This is a genomic window from Actinosynnema sp. NPDC004786, from assembly GCF_053601135.1.
Window position 1 is genome coordinate 122,567 of the sequence record NZ_JBSGBG010000018.1, and the last position, 18,411, is coordinate 140,977.

15 protein-coding genes are annotated in these 18,411 nt (G+C 72.7%); 6 read left to right on the plus strand and 9 right to left on the minus strand.

Annotated elements, in window-relative coordinates; all coding sequences use genetic code 11:
- Positions 1-3: 3 nt before the first annotated feature.
- Together ACWEFJ_RS18560 and ACWEFJ_RS18565 are read left to right on the plus strand one after the other, a co-directional pair.
- Entirely contained in the window at positions 4-1,380 is a 1,377-nt protein-coding gene (locus tag ACWEFJ_RS18560; RefSeq protein ID WP_449714454.1) for a neutral zinc metallopeptidase, read from the plus strand.
- 63 nt (positions 1,381-1,443) lie between these two features.
- Positions 1,444-2,877 carry a neutral zinc metallopeptidase gene (locus ACWEFJ_RS18565; protein ID WP_449714455.1) on the plus strand — a complete coding sequence of 478 codons (1,434 nt, stop codon included), beginning with the start codon at positions 1,444-1,446 and terminating at the stop codon, positions 2,875-2,877.
- Positions 2,878-2,961: 84 nt separating this feature from the next.
- Here the strand turns inward: ACWEFJ_RS18565 and ACWEFJ_RS18570 are convergent, their stop codons facing one another.
- From ACWEFJ_RS18570 to ACWEFJ_RS18580, 3 genes are read right to left on the minus strand one after another with little or no spacing between them, the layout of a single operon-like run.
- Positions 2,962-3,942 carry a co-chaperone YbbN gene (locus tag ACWEFJ_RS18570; protein ID WP_378085527.1) on the minus strand — a complete coding sequence of 327 codons (981 nt, stop codon included), beginning with the start codon at positions 3,940-3,942 and terminating at the stop codon, positions 2,962-2,964.
- A gap of 42 nt (positions 3,943-3,984) precedes the next feature.
- Positions 3,985-4,836 (minus strand): SCO6745 family protein, encoded by an 852-nt coding sequence (locus ACWEFJ_RS18575; protein ID WP_449714456.1) that lies wholly within the window; start codon positions 4,834-4,836, stop codon positions 3,985-3,987.
- A gap of 36 nt (positions 4,837-4,872) precedes the next feature.
- A complete protein-coding gene (locus tag ACWEFJ_RS18580; protein ID WP_449714457.1) occupies positions 4,873-5,175 on the minus strand; it encodes an MTH1187 family thiamine-binding protein in 303 nt (100 codons plus the stop codon).
- 41 nt (positions 5,176-5,216) lie between these two features.
- Between ACWEFJ_RS18580 and ACWEFJ_RS18585 the strand changes: the two genes are divergently transcribed.
- The gene (locus tag ACWEFJ_RS18585) at positions 5,217-5,720 is read left to right on the plus strand and encodes a MarR family winged helix-turn-helix transcriptional regulator (RefSeq protein WP_378085533.1); all 504 of its coding nucleotides are present in this window, start codon (positions 5,217-5,219) and stop codon (positions 5,718-5,720) included.
- Between the two features lie 43 nt (positions 5,721-5,763).
- The gene (locus ACWEFJ_RS18590; protein WP_449714458.1) at positions 5,764-6,798 is read left to right on the plus strand and encodes a phosphotransferase family protein; all 1,035 of its coding nucleotides are present in this window, start codon (positions 5,764-5,766) and stop codon (positions 6,796-6,798) included.
- Here the strand turns inward: ACWEFJ_RS18590 and ACWEFJ_RS18595 are convergent.
- The 5 genes from ACWEFJ_RS18595 to ACWEFJ_RS18615 all read right to left on the minus strand — a co-directional run bounded on the left by ACWEFJ_RS18595 (position 6,780) and on the right by ACWEFJ_RS18615 (position 14,884).
- Positions 6,780-7,103 carry a DUF3817 domain-containing protein gene (locus ACWEFJ_RS18595; RefSeq protein WP_449714459.1) on the minus strand — a complete coding sequence of 108 codons (324 nt, stop codon included), beginning with the start codon at positions 7,101-7,103 and terminating at the stop codon, positions 6,780-6,782. The genes ACWEFJ_RS18590 and ACWEFJ_RS18595 overlap by 19 nt on opposite strands.
- A gap of 218 nt (positions 7,104-7,321) precedes the next feature.
- The gene (locus tag ACWEFJ_RS18600) at positions 7,322-8,365 is read right to left on the minus strand and encodes an ABC transporter permease (RefSeq protein ID WP_449714460.1); all 1,044 of its coding nucleotides are present in this window, start codon (positions 8,363-8,365) and stop codon (positions 7,322-7,324) included.
- Positions 8,362-9,276: an ABC transporter ATP-binding protein gene (locus tag ACWEFJ_RS18605; RefSeq protein WP_378085541.1), complete on the minus strand. Its 915-nt coding sequence runs from the start codon at positions 9,274-9,276 to the stop codon at positions 8,362-8,364. The genes ACWEFJ_RS18600 and ACWEFJ_RS18605 overlap by 4 nt, the downstream gene beginning before the upstream one ends.
- Positions 9,277-9,393: 117 nt before the next feature.
- Positions 9,394-11,628 carry a GH92 family glycosyl hydrolase gene (locus ACWEFJ_RS18610; protein WP_449714461.1) on the minus strand — a complete coding sequence of 745 codons (2,235 nt, stop codon included), beginning with the start codon at positions 11,626-11,628 and terminating at the stop codon, positions 9,394-9,396.
- 16 nt (positions 11,629-11,644) lie between these two features.
- Entirely contained in the window at positions 11,645-14,884 is a 3,240-nt protein-coding gene (locus ACWEFJ_RS18615; protein WP_449714462.1) for a GH92 family glycosyl hydrolase, read from the minus strand.
- 239 nt (positions 14,885-15,123) lie between these two features.
- Here ACWEFJ_RS18615 and ACWEFJ_RS18620 point away from each other — a divergent pair, with 239 nt between their 5' ends.
- Together ACWEFJ_RS18620 and ACWEFJ_RS18625 are read left to right on the plus strand one after the other, a co-directional pair.
- Positions 15,124-16,107, plus strand: a complete 984-nt coding sequence (locus ACWEFJ_RS18620) for a LacI family DNA-binding transcriptional regulator (protein ID WP_449714475.1) — start codon at positions 15,124-15,126, stop codon at positions 16,105-16,107.
- Entirely contained in the window at positions 16,104-17,114 is a 1,011-nt protein-coding gene (locus tag ACWEFJ_RS18625) for a class I mannose-6-phosphate isomerase (protein ID WP_378085547.1), read from the plus strand. Before ACWEFJ_RS18620 ends, ACWEFJ_RS18625 begins: the two co-directional genes overlap by 4 nt.
- 205 nt (positions 17,115-17,319) lie before the next feature.
- Here ACWEFJ_RS18625 and ACWEFJ_RS18630 read toward each other — a convergent pair whose 3' ends face one another.
- A complete protein-coding gene (locus tag ACWEFJ_RS18630; protein ID WP_378085549.1) occupies positions 17,320-18,318 on the minus strand; it encodes a hypothetical protein in 999 nt (332 codons plus the stop codon).
- Between the last annotated feature and the right edge of the window lie 93 nt (positions 18,319-18,411).

Sequence of the window (18,411 nt, forward strand, 5' to 3'; positions counted from 1 at the left end):
CGAATGCGGCATGCATCGGCTCGGCTGGTCCTGCTGGCGACGGTCCTGCTCACGGCGAGCGCCTGCGTCCAAGCGGTGCCGGGCAACCCGGTCGCGGGCGAGGCCGTCACCCGGGGCACGGTCGACCCGGGCTTCATCCGGGGCACCGACGGCGGCCCCATCGACCGGCTCGCGGCCACCGCCATCACCGACCTCGACGCGTTCTGGCAGGAGACGTTCCCGGACGTGTTCGACAAGCCGTGGCAGCCGATCGAGGGCGGCATCTACTCGGTCGACACGGCCGACCCCTCCGCCAAGCCGCCGCCGTGCACGGAGCAGGCCAACGACGTCGAGGGCAACGCGTTCTACTGCCCCAGCGCCGACGCCATCGCCTGGGACCGGGCCGCGCTGCTGCCGGTGCTGCAGGACCGGTTCGGGGACACCGCCGTGGTGCTCGTGCTGGCGCACGAGATGGGCCACGCCGTGCAGAACCGGATGGGCATCACGCCCGAGGCGGAACGGCGCGAGCCGCAGCGGTTCCCCACGATCCTCACCGAGGCCATGGCCGACTGCTTCGCGGGCACGTTCGTGAAGTGGGTCAACGACGGCAAGTCCGAGCACCTGAACATCGGCTCGGACACGCTGGACTCGGCGCTGGGCGCGCTGATCGAGTTCCGCGACCCGGTCGGCACCTCGCAGACCGACCGGTCCGCGCACGGCAACGCGTTCGACCGCGTGTCCGCCTTCCAGGACGGCTACCAGCAGGGCACGGAGTTCTGCGCGGCCATGTCGGTCGAGAACCGGCCGTTCACCCAGCAGGCGTTCACCTCGCTGGACGACCGGGACCGGGCGGGCAACCTGCCGTTCGACGAGATGCTGGAGAACATCACCCCCGACCTGAACCAGTACTACCAGGCGCTGGTCACGCAGGCGGGCGGGAAGTGGACCGAGCCCAAGGCCACGCCCACCGAGGAGGAGCCGGACTGCTCCGGCGACCAGGGCCCGGTCGCGTACTGCCCGGCCGACAAGTCGGTGGAGTTCGAGGTCGAGGCCGACCTGCCCGAGCTGCACGCGGACATCGGCGACTACGCCACCGGCGTGCTGCTGGCCAGCCGGTACGCGCTGGCCGCGATGGCCGCCTTCGACGTCGACCTCGCCGGGGAGCGTGCCGCGACCGGCGCGTTGTGCCTGGCCGGCGCGTACACGCGGGAGGTGTTCCTCCGGCAGAAGGGGTTCGGCCTCTCGCCGGGCGACCTGGACGAGGCGGTGCAGGTGCTGCTCGCCTACGACTACGCGGCCCGGGACGCGACGGGCTCGACGGCGCTCGGTCCGGGCTTCAAGCGGGTCGAGGTGTTCCGCGGCGGGGTGCTGGAGGGCACGAAAGCCTGCGGTGTGGCCTGACCGGGCGGCCCGGCCAAGTAGGGTTCGGGCTGGAACGGCACGAACCGGGGATGGGGCTTGGGCATGGCTCGACGGGCTTGGGTTGCTGCGACGCTCGTGACCGCGATGGCGTTGGCCGGGTGCACCCAGACGGTCAGCGGGCACGGCCGGTCGGAGCGGCCCGACGTCACCAAGGTGGCCGGGCTGGAGATCACCACCGGGGAGAGCGGCCCGAAGCCCGGCGTGCCGGACGCCGACCTCCAGGTGGAGAACGGCGACGGCGGCGAGATGGACCGCCTCGCCATCAACACCCTCGCCGACGTCGAGGAGTACTGGGCCGAGCAGCTGCCCGCCCGGTTCGGCAAGGAGTTCGTGCCGGTCAAGCGGCTCGTGTCCTACGACTCCAACGGCAAGGGCGTCGAGATCTGCCGCACCAACACCGCGGGCGTGGCCAACGCGTTCTACTGCTCGCTGGACGACTCGATCGCGTGGGACCGCGGCGAGCTGCTGCCGATGCTGGACGACGCGTTCGGGCCGATGTCGGTGGTGACCGTGCTGGCGCACGAGATGGGCCACGCGATCCAGTACAAGCTCGGCGAGGTCGGCGGGATCAACCAGGCCACGCCCTCGATCATCAAGGAGCAGCAGGCCGACTGCTACGCGGGCAACTTCTTCCGGTGGGTCGCCGAGGGCCGGGCCAAGCACTTCCGCATCTCCACCGGTCCCGGGTTGAACCAGGTGCTGGCCACCATGTTCTTCATCCGGGACGCGGCGGGCACGTCGGCCGACAAGCAGGGCGCGCACGGCAGCGCGTTCGACCGGGTGGCGGCGTTCCAGTTCGGGTTCGCGGGCGACCCGGAGCGGTGCGCGCAGATCGACGAGGCCGAGATCAAGGCGCGGATCACGCAGCAGAAGTTCGACGCGCAGGACCAGGACACCGGCCAGGGCAAGGGCAACCTGAAGGTGGACGACGAGCGGTCGCTGGAGCTGCTGGAGGAGTCGCTGCGCGCGGCCTACGCCGAGACGGGCGCGACGCCGCCGTCGATCTCCACCACGCCCGCGCAGTGCCCCGACGGCGGCGACACCTCGCCCGCCGCGTACTGCCCGGCGACCAACTCCATCTCCATCGACCTGCCCGACCTGGTGAAGATCGGCACCCCGCCGAAGCGCGGCCAGAAGGGCGGCATCGGCGACTTCGCCGCGTTCGCCGAGATCGCGTCGCGGTTCGCGCTGTCGATCCAGAAGGCGACCGGCTACGGCCTGGAGGGTCCGGCGGCGGGCCTGCGGACGGCGTGCCTGACCGGGTCGTGGGCCGGGACGACCACGCAGAACAAGGCGAAGCTGCGGCTGTCGTCGGGCGACCTGGACGAGGCGGTGGCCGAGCTGCTGGCCGACAAGAGCCTGATCGCCGCGGACGTGAACGGCACCGTGGTGCCGTCGGGCTTCGCCCGGGTGGAGGCGTTCCGCGACGGCTTCTACGAGGGCGCGGGCCTCTGCACCCGCAAGTACGCCGGCTGACCTCGCGCGGTCGTCCGCTCCGGAGGGCGCACGGCGCTCCGCGGACGTCCCGACCGGACGTCCGCGGAGCGTGCCGCGGAGGGCTCAGAACAACGCGCTGGCCAGGTTCCGCCGGGCCTTGGCCACCCGGTCGTCGTCCGGCGGGAACAGCTCGAACAGCCCCACCAAGTGCTCGCGCACCCGGTCCCGGTCGTCCCCGAACACCCGGCGGACGGTGTCGACCAGCCGCTTGAACGCCTGCTCGACGTCGTTCGTCGCCAGCTCCAGGTCGGCCGCGGCCAACTGGGCGTCCAGGTCGTCCGGGTTGGCGTCCGCCTTCGCGACGGCGTCGGCGGGCACGGCCTCGGCCCGTGCCGTGAACCGCACCTGCGCCAGCGCGGCCTTGGCCTCGGCGTTGGCGGGCTCGGCGGCCAGGATGGCCTCGTAGGCGGCCTCGGCGGCGGCGAAGTCGCCCTGCTCGAACGCCTCCTCGGCGGCCGTGAAGCGGGGGTCCTCCGGCTCGGCGGCGGGTTCCGCGCCGGGCTGCGCGCCGCGGTTGGCCTCGGCCGCCCTGATGCCGGGCAGGCGGTCGCGCAGGGCGTCCAGCAGGCGGTTGATCCACTGGCCGAACTCGGCCTCCGGCAGCGGCCCGGCGAAGGCGTCGATCGGCTGGCCGCCGGCGATCGCGACGACGGTCGGCACCGACTGCACGCCGAACACCTGGCCGATGCGGGGGCTGGCGTCCAGGTCGACCCTGGCCAGGAGCCAGGCGCCGCCACCGGCGCGGGCGGCGCGGTCGAGCACGGGCGAGAGCTGGCCCGCCTCGGGGCTCCAGGACGCGGTCAGCTCGACCACGACCGGGACGTCCAGGGAGCGCTCGACCACCGACTGGAACGTCGCCTCGGTGACGTCCAGCACCCACGGGCTCGGACCGGCGTCCGAGCCGCCGGCCGCGCCGGCCGGCGGGGGTGGGGCGGTGGCGCGCTGCCTCGCGGCGTCGGCCCGGGCCTTCAGCGCGCCCAGGTCGACCGCCCCGGACAACGCGGCGGACAGTGCGGCGGTCTTTCGGGGGTCTGGCCTTGTCACGCCTTCCATCCTGGCACGAGTCGGGCGGTGTGCCGCGCGCGGCTAGCCGGGGAGTTGCGCGACCGGGTCGATCGCCATCGGGTTCGTCCGCATCGCCTCGTTCAACCGGCCCAGGCGCAGCGCGATCGGGGTCATCAGCTCCGCGAACCGGGCCGTGCCCGCCGCGCCCAGGACGTCCCACGGACGGGTGGCGGCCTCGTCGGTGCGGCGTTCGACGTCCGCCCGCAGCGCGCGACCGGCCGGCGTGAGCCCGCCGTCGAGCAGACCGCGCTCGACCAGGGCAGCCTCCGCGTCCCGCCACTCCTCCTCCGACCAGCCCCGCGCGGTGCGCAGGTACGCGGGGTCGAGGTCGTTGTCGGCGCCGAACAGCACCAACGCCTCGCACGGCCCGAGGTCGGCGGCCACCAGCGCCGCGACGTGGCCGTCACCGCGCGACTCGCGCAGCGTGGTGCACGCCTGCCACAGCGCCAGGTGCGGCTCGTCGGGCACGGGCAGCGCCCGGTTCGCCGCGGCCAGCACCCGCCCGGCCACCGGGACCGCCTCGGCGGCCCGGCAGGCCAGCTCGGCGGCTTCGGCGACGTCCAGGCTCTCCAGCATCCGCCGCAGGGTCCGGTCGACGCCCTCCAGCCGGGCCGCGAGGAACCGCTCGGGCGTGGCGACGTCCCACGCGTCCGGCAGCGCCCGCGCCACCTTGCGCGGGTGGAAGCTGAAGAACGCGGCGGTCACGACCTCGGGCGACGCCGCGCCGAGGGGCGCCGCGCGCTGGCCGAAGTAACCCATCCAGCCGCCCTTGCAGCCGAGCGCGTCGGTCACCGCGCGCGACTCCGGCGAGAAGTACGTGACGTCGTGGTACGTCTCGAAGCGCACCCACAATTCCCTCGGACCCACGGCCATGTCCGCCAACTTAGTAGGACGTCCTACTGTTCGCACTCATTCCGAGTCCGCCAGGTACCGCTCCACCCGCTCGACCTTGGCCCGCAACTGGCCCGTGTGGCCGGGCCGGATGTCCGCCTTGAGCACGAGGCTGACCCGGGGCGCGGTGGCCTGCACGGCCTCCGTCGCCTTCTTCACCACCGCCATCACCTCGTCCCACTCGCCCTCCACCAGCGTGAACATGGCGTTGGTCTCGTTGGGCAGCCCCGACTCGCGGACCACCCGGACGGCCTGGGCGACGGCTTCCGCCACCCCGTCGGACTCCCCGCCGAGCGGGCTGACACTGAACGCGACGAGCACTACTGCCTCCTGGTGCGGGTACCCACTGGTAGCTTCGGCGCATGACGTCCCAGCCGCTGCCGTTCGACCCCATCGCGCGCGCCGCCGAGCTGTGGGAGAAGCGGATCGGACCGTCGACGTCGATGGCGGCGGTCACCAGCGTCATGCGAGTACAGCAGATCATCCAGTCCGCCGTGGACGCCGCCCTCAAACCGCACGGCCTGACGTTCGCGCGGTTCGAGGCGCTGGTGCTGTTGACGTTCGCCCGCACGGGCAGCCTGCCGATGCGGGTCATGGGCGAACGCCTCCAACTGCACCCGACGAGCGTCACGAACATCGTGGACCGGCTGGAAGCCGACGGGCTCGTGCGCCGCAACCCGCACCCCACCGACCGACGCACCACGCTCGTGGAGATCACCGAGGCCGGGCACGCCCGGCGCGAGGCGGCCACCGAGGCGGTGACGAGCGTGGAGTTCGGGTTGCGCGGGCTGACCGAGCGGCAGACCGAGCAGCTCACCGACCTGCTGGCGAAGGTGCGCCGGGCGGTCGGCGACTTCGAGGACTGAATTCGGTCGACAGGTCCGCGCCGTCCCGGCCACCCTGCACGTCGTGCGGGAGATCAGGGCGCTGGTGACGGTCGGCGGGCGGTACGTGGGGGCGGCGGAGCCGTTCACCGTGGACAGCCCGTGGTGGAACGACGTCGAGCCGGTGACCGCGCACCTGGACCGCGTGCTGGGCGTGACCACGAGCGTGCTGCGGCTCGTCTCGACCACGACGCCGGCGATGCGGGACGGCGTGGTGACCTACCAGGTGGAGGCGGACCGCGTGCCGGCGCGCGGGCTGTCGGTGGCGGAGCGGCACTCGTTCGACGACCACCCGTTGCGGCTGCCGTGGGCGCGTCCCGGCGGTCCGGCGGCGTTGGTCCGGTGGGCGCGGGGGCACGTCGACGTGACGGGGCGGCCCGTGCAGGTGAAGACGTGGAACCTGTCGTGCCTGTACCGGCTGCCGACCGCGCACGGGAACGTGTGGGCGAAGGCGACGCCGCCGTTCATGGCGGACGAGGCCGCGGTGATCGGGCTGGTGGCGTCGGTGGACCCGTCGCTCGCGCCGCGGCTGATCGCGGCGGAACCGGGCCGGGTGCTGCTGGCGGAGGCGTCCGGGGTGGACTGCTGGCGGCCGGACGCCGAGGTGGTGGCGCGGATCGTGCCGCGGTGGGTGGCGGTGCAGGCGGCGTTGGCGGGTGAGCCGCGGTTGCGGACGCGCGGGGTGGCGGTGCCGGACTTCGGGCTGCCGGACACGCTGCTGCACGGGGACTTCCACCCGGGCAACTGGCGTTCCGGCGGGGTCGTGCTGGACTGGGGTGACGCGCACTGGGGTCACCCGGCGTTGGACGCGGCGCGGTTGATCGGGTTCGTCGCGCCGGAGCTGCGGGCGTCCGTGGCGCGGGTGTGGGTGGACGCGTGGCTGCGCCATCGGCCGGCGAGCGACCCGGCGAGCGCGCTGCGGCACGCCCGGCCGGCCGCACACCTCGTCGGCGCGGTGGTGTACCAGGAGTTCCTGGACCACATCGAGCCGAGCGAACGCGTCTACCACCTCGGCGACCCCGAGGCGGAGCTGGCGCGCGCTCAGTCGTTGGCGGTCTGAGCGTCGCCGGCCTCGTCGAGGCGGCCGGTCCGGTTGGCCCAGCGCTCGAACACCACCGTGCCGAAGGGCGGGATGCTCGCGACCAGGCCGAGGACCAGCGTCTTGCGGTCCCAGCGGTCGGCCAGCATGAGCGTGACGAGGACGTAGCCGACGAAGATCGCGCCGTGCACGGGGCCGAAGATCTTCACGCCGATCTCGTTCTCCACCACGACGTACTTGAAGAACATGCCGATCAACAGACCGGCCCACGACACGGCCTCGGCCAGGGCGAGCAAGCGGAACCGACCAACAGCGCTGGTGAACATGCCCCCATTCTCCCGCGTGACCCCCCTCACCCCCCTCCCACCCCACCACCAACGCGCGTGTCCTACGTCCAGAACGCGCGTGTCCTACGTTCCGAACACGCGAGTTGAACGTTCAGAACACCTGGGCGGCACGCGCGGCAGCCCTCGGATGCACCTGAATGTTCAACTCGGCTGTTCCGAACGTAGGACACGCGCGACGCGAACGTAGGACACGCGGGTTAGTCTTCCCAGCGGAAGATTCGGGCGGCGATCACGGCCACGACGACGGTGAAGGTGAGCAGGACGGCGGACGGGACCAGCAGGGCCTCCAGGCCCTTGCCGCGCACCAGGACGTCCAGCATGCCGTCGTTCATGTGCCGCAACGGGAACGCCTTCGACACGGTCTGCAGCCACTCGGGGGCGTTCTCCACCGGGAAGAACGTGCCCGACAGGAACGCCATCGGCATGATCACGATGTTCGCCGCCCCCGACGCCGCCTCCTCCGTCTTGCAGAACGCGCCCACGAGCATCCCGATCGCGAAGAACGCCACCGTGCCCAGCACGAGCAGCGGCAGCGCCAGGTACCACTGACCGGTCAGCTTCAACCCGAACGCCGGCAGCAGCGCCACCGCCACGAACACCACGCCCTGCGCCACCGCCGTGCCGACGCTCACCAGCACCCGCGACGTCAGCACCGTCGTCGTGCTCACCGGCGCGAGCCGGATCCGCCGCAGCACCTGCTTCTTGCGCCACGACACCATGGTCAGCGCCGAGCCGAACACACCGGAGATCGAGATCGCCCACGACAGGATGCCCGGCGTGAGGTACTGGATCGGCTTGAGCGACGCGTCCTCGACGGACTGCGCCTCCAGCGTGAACTTCGGCGCGACGTTCGCCGCACCCAGGTTCAGCTTGTCGACCACCCCGGACACGATCCCCGTCACGGTGCCGGCCGCCACCTGGTCGCTCGCCGCGTAGATCAACGACACCCGGTCGCCGTCCACCACCACGGCGGCGGGCAGGTCGCCCTCGTCCACCTCCTGCCGCGCGGCGTCGGCGGAGTCGTACCTCTCCAGCTCCAGCGCGCCGGTCTGCTCCAGCGTCGCCAGCACCGGCCCGTCACCCACGGCCGCGACCTTCGTCCTGTCGTCACCCGAGTCGCCGAGCAGCAACCCGAACACGACCAGGAACATCAACGGGAACAGGAAGACGAAGAACAACGTCATCTTGTCCCGCAGGAAACCCTTGACCATGGCCGCCGACAGGCTCCGGAACGCGGTCATGCGCGGTACTCCCGCCCGGTCAGCTCCAGGAACACGTCCTCCAGCGTGGCGGTGCGGACCTGCAACCCGTCCAACGTGCCGCGCTCCGCGAGCGCCGAGAGCACCGGCGCGGGCCTGCGGGTGGACAGCGTCAACGACACCTCGTCCTCGTGGGCGTCGTCCACACCGGTGATCTCGCGGGCCGCCTCACGCGTCAGCACGCCCTTGGCCAGCACCACGTGCGTGGGCGCGTCGAGACCGCGCACGAGCCTCGCGGGCGCGTCCATGGCGAGGATCCGACCCCGGTCCATGATCGCCACCCGGTCGCACAGGATCTCGGCCTCGTCGAGGTAGTGCGTGGTGTAGACGATGGTCTTGCCCCTGGCCTGGATCGCCCGCAGCACGTCCCACAGGTTGCGCCGCGCCTGCGGGTCGAGCGCCGCCGTCGGCTCGTCCAGGAACACGAGGTCCGGGTCGTGAACGAGGGCGCACGCGATCGACAGCCGCTGCCGCTGGCCGCCGGACAGCTTGTTCTCCTGCACGTCGGCCTTGTCGGTCAGGCCGACCAGCTCCAGCATCTCGTCGGCCCTGCGCCGGTCCACCCCGTACAGCGAGCCGAACGTCTGGAGCTGTTCCCTCGCGGTCAGCTTCTCGAAGAAGCTCGACGCCTGCAGCTGCACGCCGATGCGCGGCAGCAGCTTGGGGTTGCGCGGCCACGGCTGTTCGCCGAGCAGCGTCACGTGGCCCGAGTCGGGCCGGCGCAGCCCTTCGACGATCTCCAGCGTGGTGGTCTTGCCCGCGCCGTTCGGCCCCAGGATGCCGAAGAACTCCCCCTCGGCGACGGTGAACGAGACGCCGTCCACCGCCTTCAGCCCGCCGTAGTCCTTCCTGATGTCGGAAACCACGACGGCCGGTATGCGTGCCCCTGTCATGGCTGGACCGTAATCCGCGCCGTGCGCCCGGAGTGGCGATTCCACCGGGGAACAACGGAAGTGAGCGGTGATCGAGACTTTCGGCGGACGACCCGGTCGCGCTGTGCGCGCCGGCGACTACGACAAGTGCTCACCGGTGACGTAGGACGGCGGCACGGCCCCGGGACCGGTCGCCCACGTCGCCTCCGCGGGGTCGTCGGTCAGCACGTGGTCGAGGACCGCGCCGCGGCGCAGCCGGTCGACGTTGAGGCGCACCGCGTCCCACGGCTCGCCGTCCACGTGGAGCGACCGCACGTATTGCAGTCTCGACGGGTCCGCGCCGGCGGCGGTGACGGTGACCGCTCGGTCGTCCGCCAGGCGCACGACGGCCCGCTCGAACCTCGGCGCGTTCAGCACGAAGTCGCCGCTGCCGGGCACCACCGGGTACAGGCCCAGCGCGCTGAGCACGTACCACGCCGACATCTGCCCCAGGTCGTCGTTCCCGGTCACGCCGTTCGGGGCGGCCACGAACAACGTCTGCGCCGCCCGCACCACCGCCGACGTCCGCCACGGCTGCCCGAGGAGCGCGTACATCCACGGCACGTGCAGGTCCGGCTCGTTGTTCGGGTTGTAGCGGAACTGGTCGTAGTAGTCGTACGGGCCGACGACCCACTTCTCGCGCACCGCCCGCGCCGGGTCGGCGAGCAGGTCCGGGAAGGCGAAGAAGTCGTCCAGCCGGGCGAGCGCCGCCGCCCGCCCGCCGAGCCGCGCCACCAGACCGGGCACGTCCTGCTGCGCGAGCCACTGGTACTGCCAGGCCGTGCCCTCGTGGAACCCCTCCGACCCCTGCGGGGTGTACGGGGTCAGCCACCGACCGTCACCGAGCCGGGGCCGCGGGAAGCCGGTGAACCCGCGGTCGGACACCGAGTCGTCCCACAGCACCCGGTAGTTCAGCCCGCGGGCGCGCAACACCTCGGCGTCGTCCTCGTGCCCCAGCGCGGCGGCCATGACCGCCAGCGAGCTGTCGGCCAACGCGTACTCCAACGTCGCCGACGCGCCGTGGTGCGGGTCGACGTCCTGGCCCTTCTTCGGGAAAGCCTTGTCGTGCTGGACGAATCCGGCGCGCAGGTACGACGGGTTGCCGGCCCGGCCCTCGAACGGCGACGACGCGGGCGGCACACCGGTGGCGTTGCGCCACAGCGCCCGGTAGGCCCGCTCCGGCTCCTCCACCGCGCCGAACCGCCACAGGTCCGCCAGGAACGGGGTGACCGGGTCGCCGGTCATGGTGTTCGTCTCCTGGTTGGCGTAGGCCCAGCGGGGCAGCCAGCCGCCCTGCTCGTGGATCGCCAGCAACGACCGCGCGATGTCCCGCGCCCGCTCGGGCCGCAGCAGCGCGAGCAACTGGTTCTGCGCCCGGTAGGTGTCCCACAACGAGAAGTACTCGTGGTACGTCCAGCCGTCGGCCGTGTGCACGCGACCGTCGAACCCCCGGTACCGGCCGTCCACGTCGTTGCCCGTCAACGGTTGCAGCAGCGCGTGGTACAGCGCCGTGTAGAAGACCGTGCGGTCGTCGCCTTCCGCCGACACCTCGACGCTCGACAGCTCGCGCCGCCACGCCTCCTGCGCCGCCGCGCGCAGCTCGTCGAACGACCGCCCGTCGGCCTCGCCGAGGTTCTTGGTCGCGCCCTCCGCGTCCACGTGCGAGAGCGCGGTGGCCGCCGTGACGGGGCCGCCGTCGAACCGCACCCACTGGCCGCGCAACCCCGCGCCGCCCTCCGCGCCGCCCCAGTTGCCGGTCGCCCGGAACGGCCGGTCGAACCGGGTCGTGAAGTACGTGGTGTACGGCCTGCCGCCGCAGAACGCCTGCGCCACCACCGTGCCCGCCAGCGTCCGGTCGTCCACCACCCGCACGCTGCTCGCGAACACGGGCTCCCTGTCGTTGGCCTGGCCCACGTTGACCAGCACGTGCGGCGTGGACCCGGCGGGGAACGCGAACCGCTCCACCCCGACTCGGGTGGTGGCCGTCGACTCCACGGCGATGCCGGACGCCAGCCGGACGCGGTAGTCGCCGGGCCGGCCGACCTCGCCGTCGTGCGCGTACCCGACCGCGTACGAGCGGTGGTCGAAGGTCCGCGGCAGGCCCGTGGTCGGCAGGATCGACACCAGCCCGCCCTGCTCCCAACAGCCCGCGCCGGACAGGAAGAAGTGCCCGAACCCCCGGATCACCGGGTCGTCGTAGCGCCAGCCCGCGTAGTGCGAGCCGATCGGGCCGGAGTGCGCCAGGCCGAACGGCATCGACGCGCCGGGGAACGTGTTCCCCTCGTCCTTCGTGCCGATGAACGTGTCCACCGACGCCACGGGGTCAGCCGTCACCGCACCCACCCTAGGGTCACCCCACCGCGATGGCGAACACGTGGAAGGTCCCCCCGGTCACCGAGGACGGCAGCGTCACGGACCGCACCTGCTTGCCCGCCTGCAACGCGATCGGCGCGGTGGCGAACACGTACACCTTCAGCGTCTGCGACTCGCCGCTGGTGTTGTTCCGGTACGGCATCGTGGCCACGACCCGGTTGTCGAACGACGGCGGCAGGTTCGCCGCGCCGCCCAGCGCCCAGTCGGAGAACCCGACCTCCGCGGTCTGCGTGCTGCCGTCGGTGTAGCTGACGGTGAGCGTGCCCGACGCCTTGCCGGACGCCGCGCTGCCCAGCAGCCCCAGCCGGGTCGCCCCCGCGGGCGCGGCGACCGTGATCACCTCGCCGGAGGCGTTCACGTTGTCCGCCTCGCCGACCGGCGACGTGGGCCAGGTGTAGGTCAGGCCGTCGGCCGCGACCGTGCCGCCGGGGGCGAGGCCCGCGTCGGCGAGCGCGTCCCGGGAGTAGCTCCACCCGCCGCCGTCGAAGTTGCCCACCGCCTGGTCGTCGTCCGGTGACGTGCCGGTGTTGTCGAACGCCGCGCGCAGGCTGCCCGGCTCGGCCACGAGCACCGGGATCGTGGACCTCTGGCCGTTGGCGAACTCCAGCGGCACGCGGTGGGTCCGCTCGGCCGCGTCCGCGGCCACCGCGACCGTCACCTCGACCCCGGCCTTCTCCCCCGCCGGCACGGCGACCTGGCCGGACGCGGGGGTGAGCGTGATGCCGGCGGGCGGCTGCGCGGTCCACGAGACCGTGCCGCCCCGGCCGGAGAGGTCCTGCGCGCCGACGGTCACGGCGCCGCTGCCGCCCGCGGGCAGCACCAGCCGACCCGGCTCCACGTACGCCTGCTGCGCCACCTCGCCGTCCCGGAACGACGGCGGCGCGTCGGCCGGGCCGGTGCCCCAGCCGGTCGGCGACTCCGACAGCGCGAACTCGACCGTGCCGCCGCGGGCGACCAGGGACTCCGGCAGCCAGGTGCGGGTCTGCGGACGGCCGTTCAGCCTGAGGTCCGCCACGTACGTGCCGCGGCCGGAGGACTTGACCACGATCGGCGCGGCGTTCGGCCGGGTGATGACGACCTCCTCGAACAGCGGGCTGTTCACCACCAGCTCGGCCCGGCCGGGGATCACCGGGTACATGCCCAGCGCCGCCCAGACGTACCAGGACGACATCTGGCCGAGGTCGTCGTTGCCCATCAGGCCGTCCGGGCCCGGCCCGAACAGCTCGGTCACCGCGCGCCGCGTCACGGCCGCCGTGCTCGCGGGCGCGCCCACCCAGTTGTAGAGCCACGGCGAGTGCATGATCGGCTCGTTGCCGAGAAACGCGTACGGCTCGTCCGGGCCGGCGTTGAGCTTGGTGAAGAAGGTGTCCAGCCGGTCGCGGACCTCGGCGTCGCCGCCCATCGCGGTGACCAGGCCCCGCACGTTGTAGGGCACCATCCAGGTGTACTGGGCGGCGTTGCCCTCCACCCAGTTGTCCGGGCTGCCCGGCGAGAACGGCTCCACGAACGAGCCGTCCCGGTTGCGCGCCTGGGTGTACCCGGTGGCCGGGTTGAACAGGTTCTGCCAGTACTGGGCCCGTGCCGTGAAGGTCCGCCAGGTCGCGCCGTCGCCGAGCCGGCGGGCGAGGTCGGCGATGGCGAAGTCCGCCGTCGTGTACTCCAGCGTGGTCGCGGGCGCTCCCCAGACGTTGCGCACGCCGACCGGCACGTACCCGAGGTCCAGGTACTCGACCAGGCCGGGCCGCTCCTCGTAGCCCCGGGTCGGTTGCGTCGCGCCGCGCAGCATCAGCAGCAACGCCTTGCGGGCGTCGAAGTCCTGCGCGCCGAACGCGTAGGCGCTCGCCACCATCACGTGGTACGGGTCGCCGACCATCACGCCGGTGTAGCCGTTGGCCACCGTCCACCGGTCCCACGCGCCGCCCTGCTCGGCGAACGCCACCAGAGAGCGGACCATGTCCGAGGCTTCCGCGGGCGCGAGCAGCGACAGCAGTTGCACCTCCGAGCGGTAGACGTCCCAGCCGGAGAAGTTGGTGTAGACGGCGTGCCCGCGCTCGGCCGTGTGGACGCGGCCGTCGAAGCCCGGGTAGCGGCCGTCGGTGTCGGAGAAGACGTTGGGCTGCAACAGCGAGTGGTACAGCGCGGTGTAGAACGTGGTGCGCTGCGCGTCCGTGCCGCCGGTGACCTTCACCTGGTTGAGCCGGTCGTTCCACGCCCGCCGGGCGGCGGCGCGCACGGCGTCGAACGACCTGCCCGCGTTCTCCGCCTGGAGGTTCTCCTTCGCGCCGTCGATCGAGACGAACGACAGGCCCACGCGCATGGTCACGTCCGGGTCGTCGAACGTCACCCACCCGCCCGACCCCGGACCCGACACGATGGTGTCCTCGGCCCCGACCCGGCGCTCGCCCCGCGCCTCGGCGGTCTTCGGCGCGTCGCCCAGCCCCTCGCGGACGCCGGAACCGCCGCGTTCCGACGACCGGCCGGGCGTCACCGTGCCGTTGCGCCACGTGCCGATCGAGGCGAAGGTCTGGTCGAACTCCGCGTGGAAGTACACCCGGTAGCGGTGGTCCGCGCCGCAGAACCGGCCGCTGGTCGCCCACCCGCTGATCGTGTCCGCGCCGATGGTGATCTCGGCGTCGTCCGTGCCCGCGATCGAGCCGGACGTGTTGACCAGCAGCGTGGACGTCGTCCCGCCCGGGAATGCGAACCGGCCGACGCCCGTGCGCTGGGTGACCGTCAGCTCGACCTCCGTCCCGCTGTCGAGGGTCACCCCGTAGTAGCCGGGGGACGCGCTCTCCCGGTCGTGCGAGAACGTCGACACGTACCGGTCGGGGTCCGTCGCGGGCGACGTGGTGACCTCGCCCGCGAACGGCATGACCGGGATGTCCTGGTAGGTCGAGCAGCCCGCGCCGGACAGGTGGGTGAGGCTGAAGCCCTTGATCCGGTCGTCCTCGTAGGCGTAGCCGCCGTGCTGGTGCGTCACCGTGTCCGGGCTCCACTGCACCATGCCGAACGGCACGTCCGCGCCGGGGAAGTTGTTGCCCGCGCCGCCGCCGGTGCCGTGGTCCGGCCCACCCGGTCGGGTGCCGACGAACGGGTTGACCCACCTGGCCAGGTCGTCCACCTGCGCCTCCCCTGCCACCGGGTGCACCACCGCCAGTGCCGCCGAGAGCACCACCGTCGCCGCCGGCGCCAGGACTGTCCGGATTCTCGACCGCATGACCGCCCCTGTGATCCGATTGTCGGCTCGGCCGACGTCGACAACGCTGTCCACGAACGTTCGGTAATCAGATACTTGCGGAGAGTGGCAGGGCGGAGTCAAGCCCGAGACCAAGGGTTGTCCGGTTCGAGACAGGTCCGGACGTTGACATCCGTGCGGGCGCGGTGTGTGATTCGCGCACTATGACAACGTTGTCCCCGAACGGTGCGGCTCCGGCCCGCAAGGTGCGGCGCGCGACGATGAACGACGTGGCGCGGCTGGCGGGCGTCAGCATCAAGACCGTCTCCCGCGTGGTGAACGACGAGGCGGGGGTGCACCCGGCCACGGCGGAGCGGGTGCTCGCGGCGATCGACCAGCTCGGCTTCCGGCGCAACCTGAGCGCGCGCAACCTGCGCCGCGGCTCGTCCACGGGCACGATCGGGCTGGTGCTGGAGGACGTCGGCAACCCGTTCTACTCCGGGGTCACGCGCGCGGTCGAGGAGATCGCGCGGCTGCGCGGCCGGCAGGTCATCACCGGCTCCTCCGACGAGAACCCGGCACGCGAGCGGGAGCTGTCGCTGGAGTTCTGCTCGCGGCGGGTGGACGGGCTGCTGATCGTGCCCGCCGGGTTGCAGCACGGGTACCTGGTGCCGGAGATGCGGGCGGGCACGCCCGTCGTGTTCCTGGACCGGCCGGCCGGCGACGTGGTCGCCGACACCGTGCTGGTGGACAACATCGGCGGCACCGCCGAGGCGGTGGCGCACCTGGCGTCGTTCGGGCACCGGCGGATCGCGTTCCTCGGCGACGCGCCGGACATCTTCACCGCCAACGAGCGCCTGCGCGGCTACCGCGAGGGGTGCGTGCGGGCGGGCATCGGCTACCACGAGTCGTTGGTGGTGATGGGCCCGCACGACGAGGAGTCGGTGCGCAAGGCGTTGCACGGCCTGCGGAACACCACCGACCCGGCCACCGCCGTGGTGACCGGCAACAACCGGATCACCGTGCACGCGGTGCGCGCGCTGGCGGGCAGCGCGGACCGCCCCGCCCTCGTGGGCTTCGACGACTTCGAGCTGGCCGACCTGCTGTCGCCGCCGGTGAGCGTGATCGCGCACGACGCGAGCGCGCTCGGCAAGGCAGCGGCCGACCTGCTCTTCGCCCGACTGGACGGCGACGGCTCGCCACCCCGCCGCGTCGTCCTCCCGGTCCGGTTGGTGGCCCGTGGATCAGGAGAGGTTCGCCCATGAGCACCGACGCGCAACCCGTTGCGCTGGAGGCCAACCAGCCCCGGCAGTTCTACCGGGGCGGTGCGGCCATCGCGGCGTTCCGGAGCCGGGACGACGCCGACCGGGGACCCGAGGACTGGGTCGCGTCGACCACCACCCAGTTCGGCAAGGAGGAGGCCGGGTTGACGCGGCTGCCGGACGGCCGGTGGCTGCGCGACGCGGTGGCGGCGGACCCGGTGACGTGGTTGGGGCAGGCGCACGCGGCGGAGTTCGGCGCGGACACCGCGCTGCTGGTGAAGCTGCTCGACGCCGGGCAGCGGCTGCCGGTGCACTACCACCCGTCCGACGCGTTCGCGTCCACCCACCTCGGCTGCCGGCACGGCAAGACCGAGGCGTGGGTGGTGATCGGCACGACCGGTCCGGACCCGACCGTCTACATCGGCTTCCGCGAGGACGTGCCCGCCGAGGTCGCCGCCGGCTGGGTGTCCACCCAGGACTCGGCCGCCATGCTGGCCGCGTTGAACCCGGTCCCGGTCTCCCCCGGCGACACCGTGTTCGTGCCCGCCGGCGTGCCGCACGCGATCGGCGAGGGCGTGTTCATCGTCGAGCTGCAGCAGCCGACGGACTTCTCGATCACCCTGGAGTGGCAGGGGTTCCTGGCCGACGCCGAGGCCGGGCACCTCGGCCTGGGCTACGACAAGGCGTTGGACTGCCTGGAGCGCCGGGCCCAGTCCCCCGACGACCTCGTGCGGCGGACGCGGGCGCTGACCGGCCCGTCGGTCGACCTGTTCGACGCGCAGGCCGACCCGTTCTTCCGCGCCGACCGGCTGCACGTGTCCGGCACGGCGGCGCTGGAGCCCTCGTTCGGCGTGTTCGTCGTGCTGGAGGGCGCGGGCACGCTGGGTCCCGTCGCGGTGCACCGGGGCAGCACGGTGGTCGTGCCGCACGCGGCGGGCGAGGTCGTGGTGACCGGCGACGTCGTCGCCGTCCGGTGCAGGCCGCCACTGGTGTCGAGCCCCGGGAGCTGATGCGCACGGCGTTGCCCCTGCCGGACGCACGGGGGTTGGCGCAGCACTACGGCAGACCTGGTTCGGCGTGCCGAACCGGTGCTGCCGGCCGCCGGCGGGACGGCGGTGGGCGCGCTGGTGCCGGGCACGACGGCGTTCGGGCGGCACACCTACGCCATCGGGTCCAACGAGGCGGGTGGCCGGACGCGGACCCGGTCACCCACCGTCACAGGTACTTGTTCGCCAGCTCGGAGTATTCCTTCTCCAGGTCGTCCGCCAGGTAGGCGACATACGCCCAGGGCACCTCGTGCACGTGGTCGCGCATGCCCAGCAGGTGCCGCTTCGCCCGGGGCGCGTCGTCGGCCAGGGCGAACGCCGCCGCGAACAGGTTGTGCGCCTGCAGGGACCGCGGGTGGGGCTTGGCCTGCGTCACGTCCCACTTGTCCGCCGCCGCGGCGATCTCCTCCCGGTGCCGGGTGAAGTAGCGCATCTTCAGCGTCGCGATCTTCAACGCCGACCGCGCCTGCACGGCGTCCTCGAACTGCTCCAGGAAGATCTCGAAGTGCGCCAGCGGCAGCATCGCGACCACCGGGTCGCCGGGCGGCGCGGCGTCCACGCTGCCCTGGGCGAACGCCATCATCTCCTCCGCCGACCCGCCCCACTTCGAGGCCAGGATCTGCAACCGCGTCCAGTGCGCCGGGTACAGCGTCGCGCACCGCGCCACGATCTCCCGCCACACCTCGTCCTTCTGGTCCCGGTCCACCTGGAGCCCGAGGCCCGCGGTCTGGAGCTGCGCCCACGGCACCGCGTCCCGCGGCAGGAGCTTCGCGGCCTCGTGCAGCGGGCCCACGGCCTTGCGGAGGGTGCCGAAGAAGACCTTGAACCGGTCCTTGCCCACGCTGTCGGCCCGGCCCGAGCCGCGGATCGCCCACGCCTCGCGGATGAACGCCGTGCCCGCCAGCAGCCACAGGTCCGGGTCGGTGTTGTTCTTCGCCAGCTCCAGCAGCTCGTCGGCGTGCCCGATGGCGTGCTCCCCCAGCACCTCGGCGCGCAGCGCGCGGACCTCGGGTTCCTCGCGGCACTCGGCGAGCACGGTGGTCGCCGCCCTCAGGTGGCCCGCGTCCATCTCCTCGGCCGCGATGTCCAGGATCGCGTCGTCGTAGGTGTGGTCCCGCACCACCTCGCGGGCGACGGCGGCAGGCCGCTTCCTCCGGAAAATCCCCACTCCAGCGACCTTACTTTCCTCCGAGCCCGAGTGGCTTAAGTCTTTCGTAGAGCCGAACAGGGCCTTTCTGCGGTTGCCCCCAGCGTACGTGCG

Excerpts from the sequence above, each read along its gene's own strand:
- ACWEFJ_RS18620 (WP_449714475.1), top strand. The coding sequence starts at position 15,124 with ATGAACGACGTGGCGCGGCTGGCGGGCGTCAGCATCAAGACCGTCTCC.
- ACWEFJ_RS18560 (WP_449714454.1), top strand. The coding sequence starts at position 4 with ATGCGGCATGCATCGGCTCGGCTGGTCCTGCTGGCGACGGTCCTGCTC.
- ACWEFJ_RS18565 (WP_449714455.1), top strand. The coding sequence starts at position 1,444 with ATGGCTCGACGGGCTTGGGTTGCTGCGACGCTCGTGACCGCGATGGCG.
- ACWEFJ_RS18595 (WP_449714459.1), bottom strand. The coding sequence starts at position 7,103 with ATGTTCACCAGCGCTGTTGGTCGGTTCCGCTTGCTCGCCCTGGCCGAG.
- ACWEFJ_RS18625 (WP_378085547.1), top strand. The coding sequence starts at position 16,104 with ATGAGCACCGACGCGCAACCCGTTGCGCTGGAGGCCAACCAGCCCCGG.
- ACWEFJ_RS18605 (WP_378085541.1), bottom strand. The coding sequence starts at position 9,276 with ATGACAGGGGCACGCATACCGGCCGTCGTGGTTTCCGACATCAGGAAG.
- ACWEFJ_RS18575 (WP_449714456.1), bottom strand. The coding sequence starts at position 4,836 with ATGGCCGTGGGTCCGAGGGAATTGTGGGTGCGCTTCGAGACGTACCAC.
- ACWEFJ_RS18585 (WP_378085533.1), top strand. The coding sequence starts at position 5,217 with ATGACGTCCCAGCCGCTGCCGTTCGACCCCATCGCGCGCGCCGCCGAG.
- ACWEFJ_RS18600 (WP_449714460.1), bottom strand. The coding sequence starts at position 8,365 with ATGACCGCGTTCCGGAGCCTGTCGGCGGCCATGGTCAAGGGTTTCCTG.
- ACWEFJ_RS18615 (WP_449714462.1), bottom strand. The coding sequence starts at position 14,884 with ATGCGGTCGAGAATCCGGACAGTCCTGGCGCCGGCGGCGACGGTGGTG.